The sequence below is a fragment of the Psychrobacter sp. APC 3426 genome (genome assembly GCF_030408035.1).
Classification (GTDB): Bacteria; Pseudomonadota; Gammaproteobacteria; order Pseudomonadales; family Moraxellaceae; genus Psychrobacter.
Window position 1 is genome coordinate 34,084 of sequence record NZ_JASDCF010000013.1, and the last position, 17,596, is coordinate 51,679.

Consider the following 17,596-nt stretch of genomic DNA (forward strand, 5'->3'; position numbering starts at 1 on the left):
ACAAACTTAGGTTTTTTAACCTAATGGTTTGCAGCGTTAAGATTGCTACATGACAGATTATTTAGCTTAAAAAACGCTAATGCCCATAAAAAAAGACGCAGCTTATAAAAGTTGCGTCTTTTGTTTTAAAGCCTGTGCTGACTTAAGCGTGCTTTTTTTCAAACGCGATCATAAAGTCAACCAATTGCTGTACCCAATCTAGCGACACCGCATTATAGATACTGGCACGCATACCGCCCACATCACGATGACCTTTTAGATTCATCAAACCTGCAGCTTCTGACTCTTCTAAAAATACTTTATCAAGGCTGCTGTCAGCTAACGTAAACGGCACATTCATGATAGAGCGATATTTAGGATCAACTGGATTACTGTAGAAGCCGCTGTCATCGATTGTCTTATAGAGCAAATCTGCTTTTTGCTTGTTCACTTTATAAATAGCCTCAACGCCGCCCTGCTCTTCTAACCAATCAAACACCAACCCTGCCAAATACCAAGAATACGTCGCTGGCGTGTTTGACATCGACTCTTTTTCAGCCTGATGCGCGTAGTTCATTAGTAGCGGGCACCATTCACTTGCCTGCCCCAGTAAGTCTTCACGAATAATCACAATGATAAGCCCTGCTGGACCGATGTTTTTTTGTGCGCCAGCGTAAATCATGCCAAATTTGGAGACGTCAATTGGCTGTGACAAAATGCAAGAAGACATATCAGCGATAATCGGCGCATCAACTTGTGGCGGCTCAAATATTTGTAGACCATGAATAGTCTCATTGGCGCAGTAGTGGAAGTACGCAGCATCTTCGCTTAGGTTCCAATCGCTTTGAGCCGGCACGTCTGTAAAGTTACTGTCCTTACCCGTTGCCACCTCATTAACCTCACCAAGACCTAAGTTGGCATAGCGCTTGGCTTCTTTGACCGCTTTACCTGACCATGCACCGGTAGTCAGATAGTCACCGCGCCCACCATTTAATAAGTTCAATGGTATCGCTGAGAACTGTAAGCTGGCACCGCCTTGCAAAAATAGCACCTTATAGTTATCTGGAATATCCATTAACGAGCGCAATTTAGCTTCGGCTTTTTCAGTAATCGCGACATATTCTTTACTACGGTGACTGACTTCCATGACCGACATACCGCGCCCCTGCCAATCAAGCAGCTCACTTTGCGCACGCTCTAGCACTGCGGTCGGTATAGTGGCGGGTCCCGCTGAAAAATTAGGTACACGGTTAGGAGCGGCTTTACTGGTCATAATCAATATCCTAAATATGATGAAATCATCGTGGTTATATAAGTTTTAACAGCTAAGTTTAGAAGCCAAGTTTTCAAACTTCAGCTTTAAAACGCCTTAAGGTATAGTCGATCCACTATAAAATAAATACAGTGCTACTGGGATGCTTTCTTTTAAAATACAGTTATGCAGCCTCTGGAGTGACGGAGTCGCACAGCAAGCAAAGAAAATTTATCCCAGTAGCACGCTGTAAAAGCTGTACTCTTTTTATTTAGGACTCACTATAATTTATATCTCTATTTTGTTAATCACAATTTTTAATTTCTTTTTAACATTTACAGAAGTAAGTCTTTAACTTTAACTCTGACTCGACAGCAGCTTCCACAATTGATGCTTGAGGTTACTATCAGCGAGCATCTCATCCAAGGTAGGTACTGCAGTAAGTTTAGGATGGTCAAGGTCATCAGGCAGCGCGGTTAATGACATAACTTTTATTTCTTCAGTGCGACCAATTTTAAACACATATCCAGCAAGGCTGGCATTGGCAAGCTCGGCAGTATCCATACCCTCACATATCGGAAAGGAAGTTGTCTCGCAGGTGATTGATAACGCTTGCGTGATATTTTGCCATAGCTTTTGGCTGTCATTATTAAGTGCTTGGATATCAACCAAAATTACCCAATCGCCATAGCGACCACCTTGTAAGTCAAACGGTGCTACTTTTTTAAAGCTATCATCATTGCTAATACTGGCGGCATGCGTTTGATTGATAGACGTAATGGAAGTTGTCGTAACTGTTTCTATTAGAGGGGCAACCGCTTGCTCAACGTTTTGTGGTATTTGTTGCAAGCTATCTTGAGAGTCGCTATTGCTTGGAGAGTTCGATGCATGGCTTGTCGTACTGTCAAAACTATAGCTTACTGGGCTTTGCTCATTGGCATGCTCGTTAATATCTTGAACGTCATTATAACTCTGAATATCACCATAATCGCTAGCAGGCGTATTTTCTGTATCCAGTATAGAGTCTGCTGATTCATTGTCTAAAGAGTTATTATTTAAACGCGCCACGACTTCTGCTTCAACGCTTGGTTGTGCAATATTTTGGTTAGAGGCGCTTTGATTAGATAAGTCAAATTGGCTTTCAGCAGCCTCAATATCCGTAATATTTAACGTCGCTGAATTCGGCTGTACCCATTGCTCAATACCCATCATCGCTAGGATTTGGCGCTGCTGCATACGGCGCTGCAATACAATTAGCGGTTCTTGGATATCACTCATGTGTCTCTATTACCCTGCTCATTTTGTTTGAATCATTTAAAGATGTGCTGATCAGTTTGACAGCTTAACCAAAGTATTCATCATAGCTGCTGAATGACTCCTGAGGTGTCAACTAAGCTGCATTCAAAAAAGCTCGCGAACGCCTAGCCATCGCTCTGCGAGTACCATCAAGCAGTCATACTCATCCTGACTGATTATCGTATCGTGTAACATGACGGTATGCAATGTGCTTAGCCATTGTCGATACTCATTATAGTCTATTTGACGGCTTTCTTGTTGCCTCTCTGGATAATTCTCTTTCCCCTGAGTCCCTATTATAGAGTCCGTAGCAATAGATGCAGGATGGGTGGGCACAGCATTAATAATAACCAATAGCTGAACGCTATTTAGACTTTGAACAGTTAATAATAACCACTGCAAGTTAGCATCACTGACCGTGGTTAAATTAATATCAATCAAGCGCGCATGGCGGCGTAAATCTACAATATAGTGCGCAACGCTGTCATTATTATAGCCGAGCCCTGACACATGTACTGAGCTATCTGGCGTCGATATCACTTGACCTTTGACGTCTTTCGATAGCCGGTATGCAAGCAACGTCAATATGGCTCTCTTAGCCACATTAATGCCATTAAACACCTGTCCAGAAGGATCAAGCTGAGCACATATATCACTCATACCCCTCTGTAATAGCGGTTGCCATTCAGCCTGTATGTCTCCATCATTATCGTTTAAAATTTCGGAAAATATCGGCAGTAACTGCTGTAAATGCAGCGCTTGCCATAACGATAGAATTGGTGAAACTTGCTGCGCTGGAGTTGATATTGTCGCATTATTCAAAGGAGTCGGTACTGACTGAACATCACCTGTTAAATATTTTTCATCTGATAAATTATCAGAAAAACTTTTGGTCAGATCAGCTGATAGCTGTTTTCCAAACAACTCAAGCATGCCTTGTTGATAGCGCAACAGCATCGTACGGCATTTTTGCTGCTTTACATAGTGTTGATGCGCTTGGTTGCTATGACTGGTTTCGCTTTTTAGACGTAATTGATCAATGATGCTTTCTGATAAATCATGCTGGCGTAGTTTATTTACAGCAAATGCAATCAAAGCACTATCTAAACGTCTATCAAGATTTGCAATTATTTTTAATAATTTATGGTCTAGCGTATGCGCTAAAACTTGAGGGTTACTGAAAGTACTAGGCTTCATCTTAGTATTAGCATTGGTGTCAGCAGCAAATACTCTATCGTTTGGAAGCCCAAGCCAAATATCTTTTAAATCATACATGCCAGTCGTAGATATTGCCTGTCCTTGATGACAAAGCATGATGGCTTCTATTAGAGCTTGCGCCCCTAATGGATGATGACTGTGATTGAGCACATATTGTGATAATGTCACTTTGTTTATATCGTCAACACTAATCAAAGCTGCTGATGGCAAATCGCTGTCAGGTTTTGCCATCCATGGTTTTAACAGCTGATAAGTACCAATATCTTCTGCTACCTGCAAACGCCCATCAACAACCACATCTCCCTCTACGACAAACTCAAGACCTACATCTGTTTCCAGTTTACTGCTAGATTCATCAGTAGAAAAATCTGAAACTTCATTGTCAGTCATATCATTAGGATTTTCGATGAAATTATTATCAACAGCATGATTAACAGATGTTGAGTGAGCTTTAGATATATGAGATTGGGGTGTGATTGCTTCTTTATTTCTGCTTAGGCTATTTGCTTTTATTGCTCTCCAATCACCAAGACGACGCTGTTCATATATCTCTTTTATTTTTTGCTGATTTATGCGCTTCTCTCTTGCGACCTGAACGGCAAAGTCATGATAAGCATTGGCATTGATGGCACTCATACGCTCGCTTAAGCTAGGATGCGTAGCAAACCACGAAACATCACCCAGATCCGCCCCACTGCTGGCAAAAAAGAAGTGACTCAGCCCGTTAATATCAGCGATATTTGATAAGCGTGAACCAAGTGAATCTTGATGAATGGCTTTTAAAGTTTCCATGATCGCAGGCGAGCGTGTCAGCTGCACGCTAGTCGCATCAGCGAGCAATTCACGCTGACGGTTAAAGCTATGCTTAATCAGCTGCGCACTTGCCATACTCGAAAAGCTCAACCCATGTAACAGCAATGTCCAAACACTGCGCGGTGCTTGCCGATCAATCTCAGGTCTATTTTGTAGCCATCTGGACTGACTTTTTGCTGCTGACTGCTGCCTCTGTGACTGGCTGTGCCAGTAAGATACCCAATCGCTATGGCTCGTAAAGCTTGCTGTTTGCGCCTCAGTGCTGCGTGCATGACTATCGATTGCGCTTTGTGGCAAAGGCATGTCTCGATTAACAGCACTATTAAAAGAGCCATCAAAATAACTGCCTTGCCGACTATAACCAGAGGCGTTATTACTGATAGGATCACTCCAGTCATACACTATCTGCAAGCCTGCCAGTACCACCATTAGCTGCAAATTGAATGTCGCATCGCCATGCAGGATATGACCATATTCATGACCAATAAGCCCATATAACCCCTCATCAGACAGCTTATCAAGCGCGCCTTGGGTGACGACTAACACCATATCCTGACTATGGCGACCCGCGACAAAGCCATTGATGCCTTGCTCATCAGGCAGCACATAAAGAATTGGCATACTTAGACCAGAAGCAATGGCCAACTGCTGGGCAATCTCATAGTAACGCCGATAGACAGGCGGAAAATCACGCTCATCACGTACCGCTATATGACGATCACTAAAACGAACCTTGGCAACAGACTCATGCTGATGGGCGACTCCGCTGCTGTGTTCCCAAGCGTCCTGACTGTTATCGATAAACAAACGCACCGCACCCACGCGCTGGGCAATAGCACGACCACCAGCCTTTAAACGGCGATACTCTAAAAAGCTACCACCAATAAAGCTAGCCAACGTCCAAACAATGACCAGTACCAGTGCCCAATAATACACACCACCAGTAAATAAAGTAAGCAGCAGCGCCATTACCCCAAGCGCCACTGCTATATGTGCAAATACGATGAGAAAAAACAGCCCATAGAGCAATAGGCTGCGCTGAGTACGTGTCCGCTGTTCACCAAAAAAATCCATCTATATGCCTGACTTAAAGATAGCTAAACGTATTTGAATATAATGAAATATCAGCCCATATTGACGACAGGTGCTTGAGCAATTGCTTCTCTATCCTCAAACACTAACGGGCTAAGTGGGCGAAAGCCAAAGGTGCTGCTGACAAGATTGTTTGGGAACACTTCGCGGTCATTGTTATAAAACATCACGCTATCATTATAATGCTGACGGGCAAAACCTATACGATTTTCCGTATTGGTCAGCTCATCCATCAACTCTTTAATCATACCGTCCGCTTTTAACTCAGGATATGCTTCCACGACCGCTGAGAATTGCCCCAAGGCTTTGGACAACATACCTTCTGCTTTGGCAAATAGCGCCATATGCTCAAGCGAGTCTGGTTGATGCTTACTAGAATCCTGCAAGCTTTGAGCGTGATTACGCGCACTAATCACGCGGGTCAGTGTTTCTTCTTCGTGGGTCAAATAACGCTTGGCAGTCTCTACCAAGTTTGGAATCAAATCATGACGGCGCTTTAGCTGCACATCTATTTGAGCAAAACCATTCTTCGCTTGGTTGCGCGCCCGCACCAACTTGTTAAATATCGACACGCCAAAAACAACAGCTAGCACCACAATAATAATAAATAGCCAAACGAACGTCTTCATAATTAATCCTCAAAGCTTTCAGTATTCATACCAATGGTAATAATCTTTAATATCTTATTTTAACCCATCTTAACCACTGAAACCTCAGAATCAGACGAAATACAGGCACAAAAAAAGCCCTTTATAATGAAGGGCTTAATATGTCAATCGAGCATTTTTAATATTATCGTTAAAGCTTTACTCAAATTTTAGGCAAAAAAAAGCGACTCCATCAGCACATCCTCGGCACACATTATAACTATTACCGTTGCTACCTTCCGGTCCTGGCGGGATTCATAGAACAATGTTGCGAGGCTACCAATGGAGCCACCAGTTGCAGATTATACAAGAATTTTTTAGTATTGCAACCCCTAGCTCAAACTGTTTACTTTAGGAGATATAAAACTCTTTGAGCTTATGTGCTAAAAGACCGTGTAACGTTCACCTAATCCATAGCGCTAGCCCGTAACGTAAGTGACAAAACTCTCACAGCAACCCCATTAATTTCTGCTATTTTACTTACAGCATGTTAAATAAAAAATGAACACAAACAGCAGCTAACATAATAATTTTTAAATGAGACATCGGAATACGCATTATTACGATGTGACTCATAATTATGATTACCTACTTAGGAGATAGCCATGAAAAACATTTTGATGAATAAAACAGCAATAGCCACTGGTACGGCCGCCTTACTAACAGTGATGATGAGCAGCGCACACGCAGAACCAACAGGCTATGACCAGCTTACTTTTCAAACGGAAGTCAAGGAAGAAATTCAAAATGATGAAGTGCGCGCAAGTATGTACAAAAAAGCACAAGCAAACACGTCCAAGGCTCTGGCTACGACCCTTAACACGTCTATCAATAACGCCATGAAAATCGCTAAACGCTACCCTAGTGTGACAGTCAGTACAGGGCAGCAGCGCACCTACCCTCGCTATGATAAAAATGACAAAATCATCGGCTGGACAGGACAGGCAAGTATAGACCTGAAAAGCACAGACTTTGCAGCGACCAGCCAGCTCATTGCCGACTTACAAGAAACCTTGGTCATGGAGAATCTAAATTTTGGTGTCTCAGATGCCAAAAAAGATGCGCTTGAGCAAAAACTGATGACTGATGCTTCTCGCGCCTTTCAAAACCAAGCTAAAAGCCTCACACGCGCTTGGGATGCTCGCGGCTATCGCGTGGTAAACGTCAATCTAAATACGGGTAGCAATTACCCTCGCCCTATGTATAGCAGCATGAATATGAGAGCAGAAGCAGCGGATGCCTCAGTACCAAGCCAAAGCTTCGAATCTGGTAATAGCACCATTTCAGTCACTGCTAACGGCACGATTGAGCTAACTAAATAATGGAGTTAAGTTCATTAGATGTCGGCTAATTAAAGAGTTTTTAATTGAATAAAAAAAAGGGCAGTCACTTACCGAAGTGGGCTGTCCCTTTTTTGAGATATTAAAGATCAAGCACTTTAGGCGCAATGCTATATTCAGCTATTGCCCAAATTTAGCTATCGCCCAACTCATTTGGTAAAAGCATCATTAGTCACAGGTTGGCTGTTTTGTATGTTTCGCTGACTACTCTCTTTTTGACGCATTTTTAATAACACTTTTTGATGCCAAGGTAGTCGCTGATACGCTAAAAGCTGTTCTGCTATTTTCTTATCCTTTTGCAAGGTTTGCGTATTTTGGATTACATGAACCGTACGCTCAACCCGTTTTAATATCTGTCCTTTATCGCTTTTTACTACTGCTTTTATACTATGCACCCCTGGCAGTATGTCAACGGTCGCTATTGAAGCATTCAGGCCTTGCGCCACTTCATTCTCATCTAAGTAAATACTCACACTATCCCCCGCTTGTAACGCAGGCTTTACTTGTATATTCACGTCAATATTCTGCACTGGACGACGATAAGCGCGTTCCTCGCTAGGCTCTATCATCGTCAATTGATAATTGGTAGGGACTTTAGTTGTCGTATTTAAACCGGCACTGGTCGTACTAGATGGCTGATTGTTTGCAGCGTTGTTTGAAGTACTAGTCGAAGCGCTAGTTGAGCCACTGCTTGAGCCAATAGTTTCAGCACCTGTGGATATTCCAATCTGACTAACCTGTTTACCAGCCTTTTGCTCATAGCTTTGAGGGCGATCGGTAAAGGTGACTTGACCTGTTTTTTCATCGATTACTTTGTAGATAGGCGCAGCATTTGCTATAGATAGTTGCAAACTCGCTGAAGTAACAACCAAACCAGCCAGTAGCCCAATGAATTTTTGAGAGCTAGACGGTAAGCTGTCTCGTTTGTTTATTTTACTTCTCAAATGCATATACATAGTCAGTCAACCTAATCAGTACGTATTATTGTCAATATAACTTTATTACTACTATTATGCGGTACTTTTCATATGAAAACAGTAGTGATTTTCTACAAATTCATACCTTTTGCATCCATGTTGTTTTATGCAAAAAAAACCAGCTAAGTTCTCCTTAGCTGGTTTTTTTTATTAAAATCCTTACACGTGCTAATTAATGATTAGCAGCTGTAGTACAGGTCAAATTCAACTGGGTGTACAGTGACATTGACACGTTGTACTTCTTCTTCTTTTAGAGCAATGAATGCTTCAAGCATCTCTTCGGTGAACACATCACCTTTTAATAAGAACTCATGATCATCACGTAATGCTTGTAGTGCCACTTCTAAGTTCTCTGCAACCGTTGGGATTTGTGCTTCTTCTTCTGGTGGTAAGTCATACAAGTTCTTATCAGCCGCTTCACCTGGATGCATTTTGTTTTGGATGCCATCAAGGCCAGCCATCAATAGCGCAGCAAAGGTTAAGTACGGGTTAGCTGCAGGATCTGGGAAACGTGCTTCTACACGTACCGCTTTTGGGCTGCTAACGTGTGGAATACGAATAGAGGCTGAGCGGTTAGAGGCTGAGTAAGCAAGCTTAATCGGCGCTTCATAATGCGGCACCAGACGCTTATAGCTGTTGGTCGATGGGTTGGTAATGGCATTCAAGGCACGGGCGTGCTTGATGATACCGCCGATGAAATATAGCGCTGTCTCAGACAGACCAGCATACTCATCACCAGAGAAAGTGTTTACGCCGTCTTTTGAGATAGACATATGCACGTGCATACCTGAACCGTTATCACCAACCACAGGCTTTGGCATAAAGGTGGCTGTTTTGCCAAACTGATGCGCAACGTTATGAACCACATATTTCAACTGCTGCACTTCATCCGCTTTACGTACTAGGGTGTTGAACGCAACACCAATCTCTGACTGACAAGGCGCGACTTCATGGTGATGCACTTCAACACAGCCTTCGCCGATGATTTCTTCTAGACGCTCACACATGACAGAACGCATGTCTTGTGAGCTATCGATTGGTGGTACTGGGAAATAAGCACCTTTCACACGTGGACGGTGTCCCATGTTGCCCCAGTCATAGTCATTATTGGTCGACCATGCCGCTTCTTCAGCGACAATCTTGTGGCTGACACCTGACATCTCAATCGACCATTTCACTTCGTCGAATACAAAAAACTCAGGCTCAGGACCGAAGTAAGCAGTATCACCGATACCCGTTGATTTTAAATACTCTTCAGCACGGCGGGCGATAGAACGTGGGTCGCGGTCGTAGCCTTGCAAGGTCGTTGGCTCAATGATGTCACAAGTTACCACCACAGTCACCGAATCAAAGAACGGGTCGATAAAAGCAGTTTCTGGGTCAGGGCGTAAAATCATGTCTGAGGCTTCGATGCCTTTCCAGCCAGCAATGGATGAGCCATCGAACATCTTGCCATCTTCCATCACTTCTTCGTCAACGCTATGCGCTGGAAAGCTGATGTGCTGCTCTTTACCACGGGTATCGGTAAAGCGAAAATCAACCCATTTGGCATTAGATGATTTGATAAGATCCAGTAGTTTATTCGACATGAATAGTCTCCGTTGTGTTGATTGGTTTTTTGTGATTTAAAGTGAGTGGTATACGTTGCTTTTTAGGAATATAAGTTTCAAACATATTAGCTAGGTATCTGAAGCTAAATAGCGTGTTCAATATTATGCTTATTATCAGCACCATCAATAGCATTTATCAGAGTATTTCGCTGATGTGAAATATAAAATTTCGTACACCCAATCAATTCTGCTGCTATTTTAGCAATATATCGCTGACAATGCTGAACTCTTCAGACGCTTAACGATAATTATTTTCAGGCTGACATCTTGTATTAGACAGTCCGGCAGACTTTGATATTGACAGTCCTTGATATTAATAATATTGCAACTGCTATGCCAAGTTATTATATCGATTTTAATGGAGCATACTAAAAAAACCTAATAGTGTGGCTATAAGCCTTGTACAGCAGATAATATGAGGTTTCATGACTGCTATATGCAGATGGCTAACAAAACAGTGACTGCCCAAATTATCATCAATCGCAAATATTTAAAGCCAATATGCACCATATGGGTGCGCATTCAACCATATTACTAAAAGGCATTGTGCTGTTATGGTGCATGCAGCGTCTGAACGGCGCTTCATCGTGCACCACAACCAGTGGCCTTATCTAACTTTCTACATAAAAAGTTGCATGAATGCAGCCCTCAATACGCTATTTTTATAATGTACCTATTTATAGGTTTACTCACTCACCTTATGCCTGTTCAATAGCCCACGTTTGATAGACAGTAAAATAGTGGTAAGATAATGCCGTCTAACGACAGCACTAAACGCTGTCAAAATAGTTAAGACGTGAATACTAAGAAAATAACAACCGCACAATCATTCTTGTCACTATAAATATAGCCAAATCAATGAGTTGAAAACCTAATGATTTTGATGATCGATAACTACGACAGTTTTACATACAATATTGTACAGTACTTCGGTGAATTGCAGCAGAACATCACCGTCTGGCGTAATGATCAGGCCACGATTGAGCAGATAAAAACATTAGCTCCTGATGCCATTATTATTGGCCCAGGTCCCTGTGACCCAGACCGTGCAGGTATTTCGCTAGAGGTAATAGATACCTTTAAAGGCGTCATACCTATATTGGGCATTTGCCTAGGGCATCAGGCGATTGGCCAGGCATTCGGTGGTCAGGTCGTCAAAGCAGGTGAAGTGATGCATGGGCGCTTATCAGATATTTACCACAATAACGAAGGCATATTTGCAGATCTACCTAGCCCCTCACAAGCGACGCGCTACCATTCCCTTGTCATCGATAAAACCAGTCTACCCGCTTGTTTAAAGATGACTGCATGGACACAAAATAGTGACGGTAGCATTGAAGAGATTATGGGCATACGTCATGATACATTTGCCATCGAAGGGGTACAGTTCCATCCTGAGTCTATTTTAAGCGAAGCAGGTTATCAGCTTCTTAATAACTTCTTACAAACTCACAATTTGGCAGTATTGCACTCAGATGAGTTACCACAAGTTGGCTAATGATGGACGACTGAAAAGCTGATTGATAATAATATGAAGACGAATAATAAAAAATTTAACCACTTTAAAACCACTCTATAAAAATATTAAGCGAGAATACAATGAGCATGACAAAAACAGAGGAAAACCTCACTCCAGATAATATTGCTCAACTGTCTGACGAAGACACGCATAAATTATTGACGACAGCCTTGGCTAGAATCTTTCAACACATTGATTTAACCTTTGATGAGATGTATCGAGTCATGCTGATTATTATGCAGGGCAGATGTAGCGATGCCATAATGGGCGCTATTTTGACTGGTCTGCGTATGAAGGGCGAATCTATCGATGAGATTACCGCCTCCGCTAGCGCCATGCGAGCATTAGCTGCTAACATCGAACCTAAAGGTTGTGACTATATGGTCGACATCGTTGGCACAGGTGGCGATGGTGCCAACTTATTCAACGTCTCTACTGCCTCAGCCTTTGTGGTGGCAGCTGCCGGTGCGCAGGTTGCCAAACACGGCAACCGAGGTGTCTCGACTAAATCTGGTAGCTCCGACTTGCTTGAACAAGCGGGTATCAGTCTAACGCTCACCCCTGAACAAGCCAAAGACTGTATCGAAAATGAAGGCGTTGGATTCTTATTTGCACCCAATCACCACAGTGCCATGCGTTATGCCAATCCAGTCCGCCGTGAACTAAAAGCACGGACAATTTTTAATATTTTAGGGCCATTAACCAACCCGGCTGGCACCCCCAATTTGGTGATTGGTGTTTTTACTGCCCAACTGTGTGAGCCTATCGCCAAAGTGATGAAAAACTTGGGCGCACGTCACGTCATGGTCGTGGGTGCAAAAGATGGCTTAGATGAGATTAGCCTTGCTACGTCTACGACTGTTGCAGAACTAAAAGATGGTGAGATATCTGTGTATGAGATGATGCCAGAAGATGCGGGTATTGAATCACAAACGCTCATCGGCCTCGATGTAGACTCTCCACAGCAAAGTCTTGAGCTGATACGCGCCGCTTTATCAGGTGAAGATACCAATGACCGTGCGGTTCTGAAAGCACGTGATATGATTGCACTCAATGCTGGAGCAGCCATTTATACAGCAGGGCTTGCCAGCAACTACCCTAATGGGGTCAGCCGAGCACAGAAGGTCATTCAAAATGGCGATGCTTTGACTAAGCTTGAATCTTTAGCCAAATATACGCAGAAGCTGGCGGCCAATGCATCATAGATATCAAACCAATTGCTAATCAAATTTAATCAGCCACTGCTGCCTATTTACCTTTAATGATAACTGGATATGAGCATGACCAATACAGACATCCCTTCAGTATTACAGCGCATTGTTGCCACCAAACAAGTCGAGGTAAAAGCGGCTCGTGAGGCGCTACCTCTTGATGCGTTAAAAGCAAAAGTAGCTGCAGATAATAAATCACGCCGTGGCTTTGCAGCCGCCCTGCGAGCTGCCAGTAATAAAGAAAACGGTATCGGCATCATCGCTGAAATTAAAAAAGCGTCGCCATCTAAAGGCATCATCAATCACAACTTTACACCAGCCTTATTTGCCCAGCAATATGAGCAAGCGGGTGCCAGCTGTTTATCCGTGCTCACCGATCGTGATTACTTTCAAGGTGATGATACCTACCTCATCCAAGCTGCCAATACCTCTAGCCTGCCTGTACTACGCAAAGACTTTATGATTGATGTCTATCAAATATATCAATCTTATCTCATGGGTGCTGACTGCATATTATTAATCATGGCATGCCTTGATGACACTCAAGCACAAGAGTTACATGCGCTGAGTATCGAGCTGGGCATGGATGTATTGATTGAAGTACATACCAAAGCTGAGCTTGAACGCGCACTAGAACTGCCTCGTTCAGCGCATAATATCTACGGCATCAACAATCGTGATTTAAATACGTTCGATGTTGATCTACAAACCACGCTCGATTTAAAAAATATTTTAATCGAGGCATTGGCTGCTGACGCCGATAGCACAGCACAAAAACCACTTATCGTTACCGAAAGCGGTATTCATAGCAGCGATGATATCCGTTTGATGTTAGACAATGATATTCAGCACTTTTTAATCGGTGAGCAGTTTATGAAAACTGATCACCCAGGCCAAGCGTTACAATCCTTACTTGCGGGCGTGGCAGCAGACGAGTAAAGTAACTCAAATAGCTTCATTCAAGATTATATAGCTTGTAAACGGCTAACAAATAAATCACTCATTCATCAACCAACGATACGTTAACTTTTATGTCAAACTCTCTATTTTCAAAAGAAATGCAAGATCAGCTCAAAGAGCTAAAAGGCCAACTGAGCAAAGGTCGTGATACCAACTCGCCTGAAGGCGAAAATCAAAAGCCAACTGAGCCTGTTGCACTGCCTACTCAAAAGCAGGTCAAAAAAACAGTCAAGCAGTTAGACAGTCAACATATCGATGATGATAAAGTGCTGTTTATGCAAGCGATGCATGGCGTCAGTCAGCTAGAAGATAAAAACGTTCGCTCGCCTGCCAGTGCGACAAAATCTGGCAAACTTGACGCAGCAACTTTATCCAAACGTGCAGCGGCGCAAGGTAGTGAAGCCAGTGATTTGGGGGCAGGCTTGTCAGATATGCAAGCACTACTCAATCCTGTCGCTGCTGAAGCCTATTTGTCTTATAAGCAGCCAACTTTGCAAAACAAGATTTTTGATCAGCTTAAAAAAGGTAAGTTACGTTGGTATGACGCGGTAGACATTCATGGCTGCACCATAGAAGAAGCACGCGTGGCCATGACACAGCTATTGAGTCAAGCCAAAGAAAAAAATGAAACCATGGTAAAAATCGTCCATGGTAAAGGCAGCGAAGCCATTCTAAAAACGTGTGTTAATGGTTGGCTACGTCAATTGCCTGAAGTATTGGCATTCTGCTCTGCTCCGCCAAAGGATGGTGGCAATGGCGCAGTATTGGTCTTGCTCAAAAAACCTAAAAATGACGGCGAGTAGCATTTAGGTTTCGCTCAGTATCAAAATAAAAGGACTGCTACTGGCAGTCCTTTTTTATAACGATAAACTCTACTTTCCTTTGATACGATGCCGTAGAGACCCACTATATTTCCATGCACATTTTTATTTAAGCGAACCTATCATGACCATACAAACGATCGAAAACCCTCAACAGCTAGAAGAACACATCACTGCATTGATGGCTATCGAACCAAGATTCGTGCCTATTTATGAGCAAGTTGGCGTGCCCAGCCTTAGGCACAATGCAGGTGGGTTTAAGCAATTAATGAGGGCTATGGTCGGACAGCAGCTATCAGTGGCGGCGGCAACCAGTATTTGGCAACGATTGGTGGATGCAGACTTGACCAACTCACAAGCCATTAGTGAAGCAACGGACGAAACCTTACGAGCACAAGGACTGTCTAAACAAAAAATCCGTTATGTCCACTCATTGGTAGCGCATGATATAGATTTTGCTGCGCTAGAAACCATGGCAGATGAGGAGGTGATACAAGTGCTTACCGCGGTGACTGGTATTGGCCGCTGGACAGCGGAGATGTATTTGCTGTTTTCTTTAAAGCGAGCTGATGTGCTAGCGGTCGATGATTTGGCGATTAAAGTGGCCGCGATGGAACTATTAGCTTTAACAGAACGTCCAACGCCGAAACGATTGAAAACGCTCACCAACAGTTGGGCACCGCATCGTAGTGCTGCAGGCTTACTACTATGGTCATACTACGGTTTATTACGCAATAAAACCGCAGTGCCCCTGTAAGTTAATAAACCACTCTAAATAAGTTAATATTGCCTGCTAAAACGCTTTTTTTAAGGCTGGTTCCAAATAGAAAATCCGAACTTCCTTCTTGAGTGCTTAAATTTATTTTTCTTTAGGGCGCGACCTTTCTCTCTTAACGCTTTTATTTTAGGTTCTTTTTTACTACCTGCTGTTGTCTCTTGCTCATCATCCGACTCATGCCCGTTAGTGCTATCATTTTCTTTATTTAAATCCACACCATCGTTTATATCAGGACTATTGTCATTGACAGTGCTCTTAACCGTATCATTACTATTTGAAGCATCGTCTATCGACTCAAGCGTATTGCTTTCTTGAGCATTGTTTTCCATGTGATGCTCAAGCTCAGCTTGATTGACAATCAACTGCTGCGTTGGCAAGGCATGCTCGACCTTATATTTAGCCACTTGATTGAGTACATCAACGAACACGACGTTTTGCTTGTCATAAAACTCCATGACGTCATTAGCATTGATATACGCCTGTAATTGAATCACATAACAATCTTGGCGCAGCTCTAAAATATTGACCTGATTCCATTCTTGGTTAGTTAAGTAGTGCTCATTTAAAAACTCATCCAAGTCTTTGACCATCTTAAAGACCACATCTATATCAGCGGTACGCTTAAGATATAGCTGATGGAAAAAGCGGAACATGTCACGCGAGGTAAAGTTTTCAATTTGCATCGATGAAAAGTCACCGTTTGGTACAGTGACGATAGTGCGCGTCAAGGTACGCACGCGTGATGAGCGAATACCAATATCGATAACGGTGCCTTCGTACGTACCAAACTTACAGTAGTCCCCTATTCGTACTGGCGAATCTGCCACCACCACGACACTACCAACCAGGTTCTCAATCGTCTTTTGCGCACCAAGGGCTAATGCCAAACCACCCACACCCAGCGCAGCAATACCAGTGGTCAAATCAAACCCTAGATTGCCAAAGATAACAATGACAGCAAATATTAATAACAGTGCTTTGACGACTTTACGCAATAGTCCCAAGATAGAGACTCGTTCTGTATAGTTTTTCTTATAGCTTAGGTTGACAGCACGGGTGAATATCGCATCGATGACGCGCAGTAATAGCCACGTTAATGCCAACCACGAGGCAATATCTGTAAAGCGATTGACAGGCTCTCGCAGCGTAACTGACACGCCAGCGTAGACCATGACCTCAGACAATATCAATGCCATAATAACAACTGACAGCGGTAAAATTACTTTATTTGGCAAAGGTAGCGGGACGCCGCGTACTCGAGGATATGCGATGCGTAATAAATGGTAAAGTAGCCATACCATGATGTACGTCAGCACAAAACTACTGATAATCATCGTGAGTGCAGCGACCAAATCAGCCATTTGATAACCAAATAGCTTTTTGCCTTCTAATGAGTCAACAGTATAACGAGAAACCAAGGTCGGTTCAGTGTTCTCTATCACTTCTGGCACTGAGCTGAGCGTATCGCTCGAAAACTGCCAATACTGCTCACCCTGCTTTGATACCACTCTTTCGAGTAATAGTGGGACGCTTTTTTCACCGACATTGATGACACCAACATTCTCTTGGCTCGGTGGTAACTGGTCGGTCAGATTACCTTCAGGTGTATTGTTAATCTGCAAATCAGGTTGAAACCGACCACCTGCATCCAATGCTTGTTTGAATTGGCGTACGACAGTGGTTGGATTGTCAGACTTCGACAAGTTTAGATAATTACTTGCCAGTAAGTAATCATTTTCGCCTAATGCACTGATAAACCCTTGTACCGTATGACGGGGAGTATCTCGTCCAAATGAGTCTGGTATGGGTGTATTGACAGACTCTTCGCTATTACCATTGCCGACACCTAGGGCGCCTGCTTCAGCAGCCGAAGCGCCATTGGACGATAACACACTCACTATAACTGCAAATATAAACACCATTATTATGACTGGTGCTTTCATGAATAAGTATCGTGAGGATGACGCAGTGTGGGTAGTCAATTGATGCTTAGTAGACAAAACAAACCTCTTAGCTTGATGAAGGGTATAACGAATGACACATGAAATCTGTCCTATGATAACAATTATTTATCACAGCAGTG

General features: G+C 43.0%; 13 protein-coding genes and 1 other RNA gene. 6 read left to right on the top strand and 8 right to left on the bottom strand.

Annotated features, from left to right (window positions below; genetic code table 11):
• Positions 1-142: 142 nt before the first annotated feature.
• From serC to ffs, 5 genes are all read right to left on the bottom strand, one after another.
• Positions 143-1,252, bottom strand: a complete 1,110-nt coding sequence (gene serC, locus QL919_RS08230) for a 3-phosphoserine/phosphohydroxythreonine transaminase (protein WP_290189075.1) — start codon at positions 1,250-1,252, stop codon at positions 143-145.
• Positions 1,253-1,588: 336 nt separating this feature from the next.
• Positions 1,589-2,509: a hypothetical protein gene (locus QL919_RS08235; protein ID WP_290189076.1), complete on the bottom strand. Its 921-nt coding sequence runs from the start codon at positions 2,507-2,509 to the stop codon at positions 1,589-1,591.
• A gap of 123 nt (positions 2,510-2,632) precedes the next feature.
• A complete protein-coding gene (locus QL919_RS08240) occupies positions 2,633-5,632 on the bottom strand; it encodes a M48 family metalloprotease (RefSeq protein WP_290189077.1) in 3,000 nt (999 codons plus the stop codon).
• 50 nt (positions 5,633-5,682) lie between these two features.
• Positions 5,683-6,279 carry a LemA family protein gene (locus QL919_RS08245; RefSeq protein ID WP_290189078.1) on the bottom strand — a complete coding sequence of 199 codons (597 nt, stop codon included), beginning with the start codon at positions 6,277-6,279 and terminating at the stop codon, positions 5,683-5,685.
• Between the two features lie 206 nt (positions 6,280-6,485).
• Positions 6,486-6,582: signal recognition particle sRNA small type (ffs, locus tag QL919_RS08250), an RNA gene on the bottom strand.
• A gap of 320 nt (positions 6,583-6,902) precedes the next feature.
• Between ffs and QL919_RS08255 the strand changes: the two genes are divergently transcribed.
• Positions 6,903-7,619: an SIMPL domain-containing protein gene (locus QL919_RS08255; protein WP_290189079.1), complete on the top strand. Its 717-nt coding sequence runs from the start codon at positions 6,903-6,905 to the stop codon at positions 7,617-7,619.
• 167 nt (positions 7,620-7,786) lie between these two features.
• Here QL919_RS08255 and QL919_RS08260 read toward each other — a convergent pair whose 3' ends face one another.
• A complete protein-coding gene (locus tag QL919_RS08260) occupies positions 7,787-8,593 on the bottom strand; it encodes a DUF4124 domain-containing protein (protein ID WP_290189080.1) in 807 nt (268 codons plus the stop codon).
• A 200-nt stretch (positions 8,594-8,793) separates the two neighbouring features.
• A complete protein-coding gene (glnA, locus tag QL919_RS08265) occupies positions 8,794-10,203 on the bottom strand; it encodes a type I glutamate--ammonia ligase (protein WP_290189081.1) in 1,410 nt (469 codons plus the stop codon).
• A gap of 895 nt (positions 10,204-11,098) precedes the next feature.
• On the opposite strand from glnA, the gene QL919_RS08270 reads away from it, so the two are divergent.
• The 5 genes from QL919_RS08270 to QL919_RS08290 all read left to right on the top strand — a co-directional run bounded on the left by QL919_RS08270 (position 11,099) and on the right by QL919_RS08290 (position 15,492).
• The gene (locus QL919_RS08270; RefSeq protein ID WP_290189082.1) at positions 11,099-11,722 is read left to right on the top strand and encodes an aminodeoxychorismate/anthranilate synthase component II; all 624 of its coding nucleotides are present in this window, start codon (positions 11,099-11,101) and stop codon (positions 11,720-11,722) included.
• Positions 11,723-11,823: 101 nt separating this feature from the next.
• Positions 11,824-12,948: an anthranilate phosphoribosyltransferase gene (gene trpD / locus QL919_RS08275; RefSeq protein ID WP_290189083.1), complete on the top strand. Its 1,125-nt coding sequence runs from the start codon at positions 11,824-11,826 to the stop codon at positions 12,946-12,948.
• A gap of 69 nt (positions 12,949-13,017) precedes the next feature.
• Positions 13,018-13,893: an indole-3-glycerol phosphate synthase TrpC gene (trpC, locus tag QL919_RS08280; RefSeq protein WP_290189084.1), complete on the top strand. Its 876-nt coding sequence runs from the start codon at positions 13,018-13,020 to the stop codon at positions 13,891-13,893.
• Positions 13,894-13,985: 92 nt separating this feature from the next.
• Positions 13,986-14,717 carry a Smr/MutS family protein gene (locus tag QL919_RS08285; RefSeq protein WP_290189085.1) on the top strand — a complete coding sequence of 244 codons (732 nt, stop codon included), beginning with the start codon at positions 13,986-13,988 and terminating at the stop codon, positions 14,715-14,717.
• A 142-nt stretch (positions 14,718-14,859) separates the two neighbouring features.
• Positions 14,860-15,492, top strand: a complete 633-nt coding sequence (locus QL919_RS08290; protein WP_290189086.1) for a DNA-3-methyladenine glycosylase 2 family protein — start codon at positions 14,860-14,862, stop codon at positions 15,490-15,492.
• A 50-nt stretch (positions 15,493-15,542) separates the two neighbouring features.
• Here QL919_RS08290 and QL919_RS08295 read toward each other — a convergent pair whose 3' ends face one another.
• Positions 15,543-17,456 (bottom strand): mechanosensitive ion channel family protein, encoded by a 1,914-nt coding sequence (locus QL919_RS08295; RefSeq protein WP_290189087.1) that lies wholly within the window; start codon positions 17,454-17,456, stop codon positions 15,543-15,545.
• Between the last annotated feature and the right edge of the window lie 140 nt (positions 17,457-17,596).

Coding starts and splice junctions, on each gene's coding strand:
- serC (WP_290189075.1), bottom strand. CDS start 1,252: ATGACCAGTAAAGCCGCTCCTAACCGTGTACCTAATTTTTCAGCGGGA.
- QL919_RS08235 (WP_290189076.1), bottom strand. CDS start 2,509: ATGAGTGATATCCAAGAACCGCTAATTGTATTGCAGCGCCGTATGCAG.
- QL919_RS08240 (WP_290189077.1), bottom strand. CDS start 5,632: ATGGATTTTTTTGGTGAACAGCGGACACGTACTCAGCGCAGCCTATTG.
- QL919_RS08245 (WP_290189078.1), bottom strand. CDS start 6,279: ATGAAGACGTTCGTTTGGCTATTTATTATTATTGTGGTGCTAGCTGTT.
- QL919_RS08255 (WP_290189079.1), top strand. CDS start 6,903: ATGAAAAACATTTTGATGAATAAAACAGCAATAGCCACTGGTACGGCC.
- QL919_RS08260 (WP_290189080.1), bottom strand. CDS start 8,593: ATGTATATGCATTTGAGAAGTAAAATAAACAAACGAGACAGCTTACCG.
- glnA (WP_290189081.1), bottom strand. CDS start 10,203: ATGTCGAATAAACTACTGGATCTTATCAAATCATCTAATGCCAAATGG.
- QL919_RS08270 (WP_290189082.1), top strand. CDS start 11,099: ATGATTTTGATGATCGATAACTACGACAGTTTTACATACAATATTGTA.
- trpD (WP_290189083.1), top strand. CDS start 11,824: ATGAGCATGACAAAAACAGAGGAAAACCTCACTCCAGATAATATTGCT.
- trpC (WP_290189084.1), top strand. CDS start 13,018: ATGAGCATGACCAATACAGACATCCCTTCAGTATTACAGCGCATTGTT.
- QL919_RS08285 (WP_290189085.1), top strand. CDS start 13,986: ATGTCAAACTCTCTATTTTCAAAAGAAATGCAAGATCAGCTCAAAGAG.
- QL919_RS08290 (WP_290189086.1), top strand. CDS start 14,860: ATGACCATACAAACGATCGAAAACCCTCAACAGCTAGAAGAACACATC.
- QL919_RS08295 (WP_290189087.1), bottom strand. CDS start 17,456: ATGAAAGCACCAGTCATAATAATGGTGTTTATATTTGCAGTTATAGTG.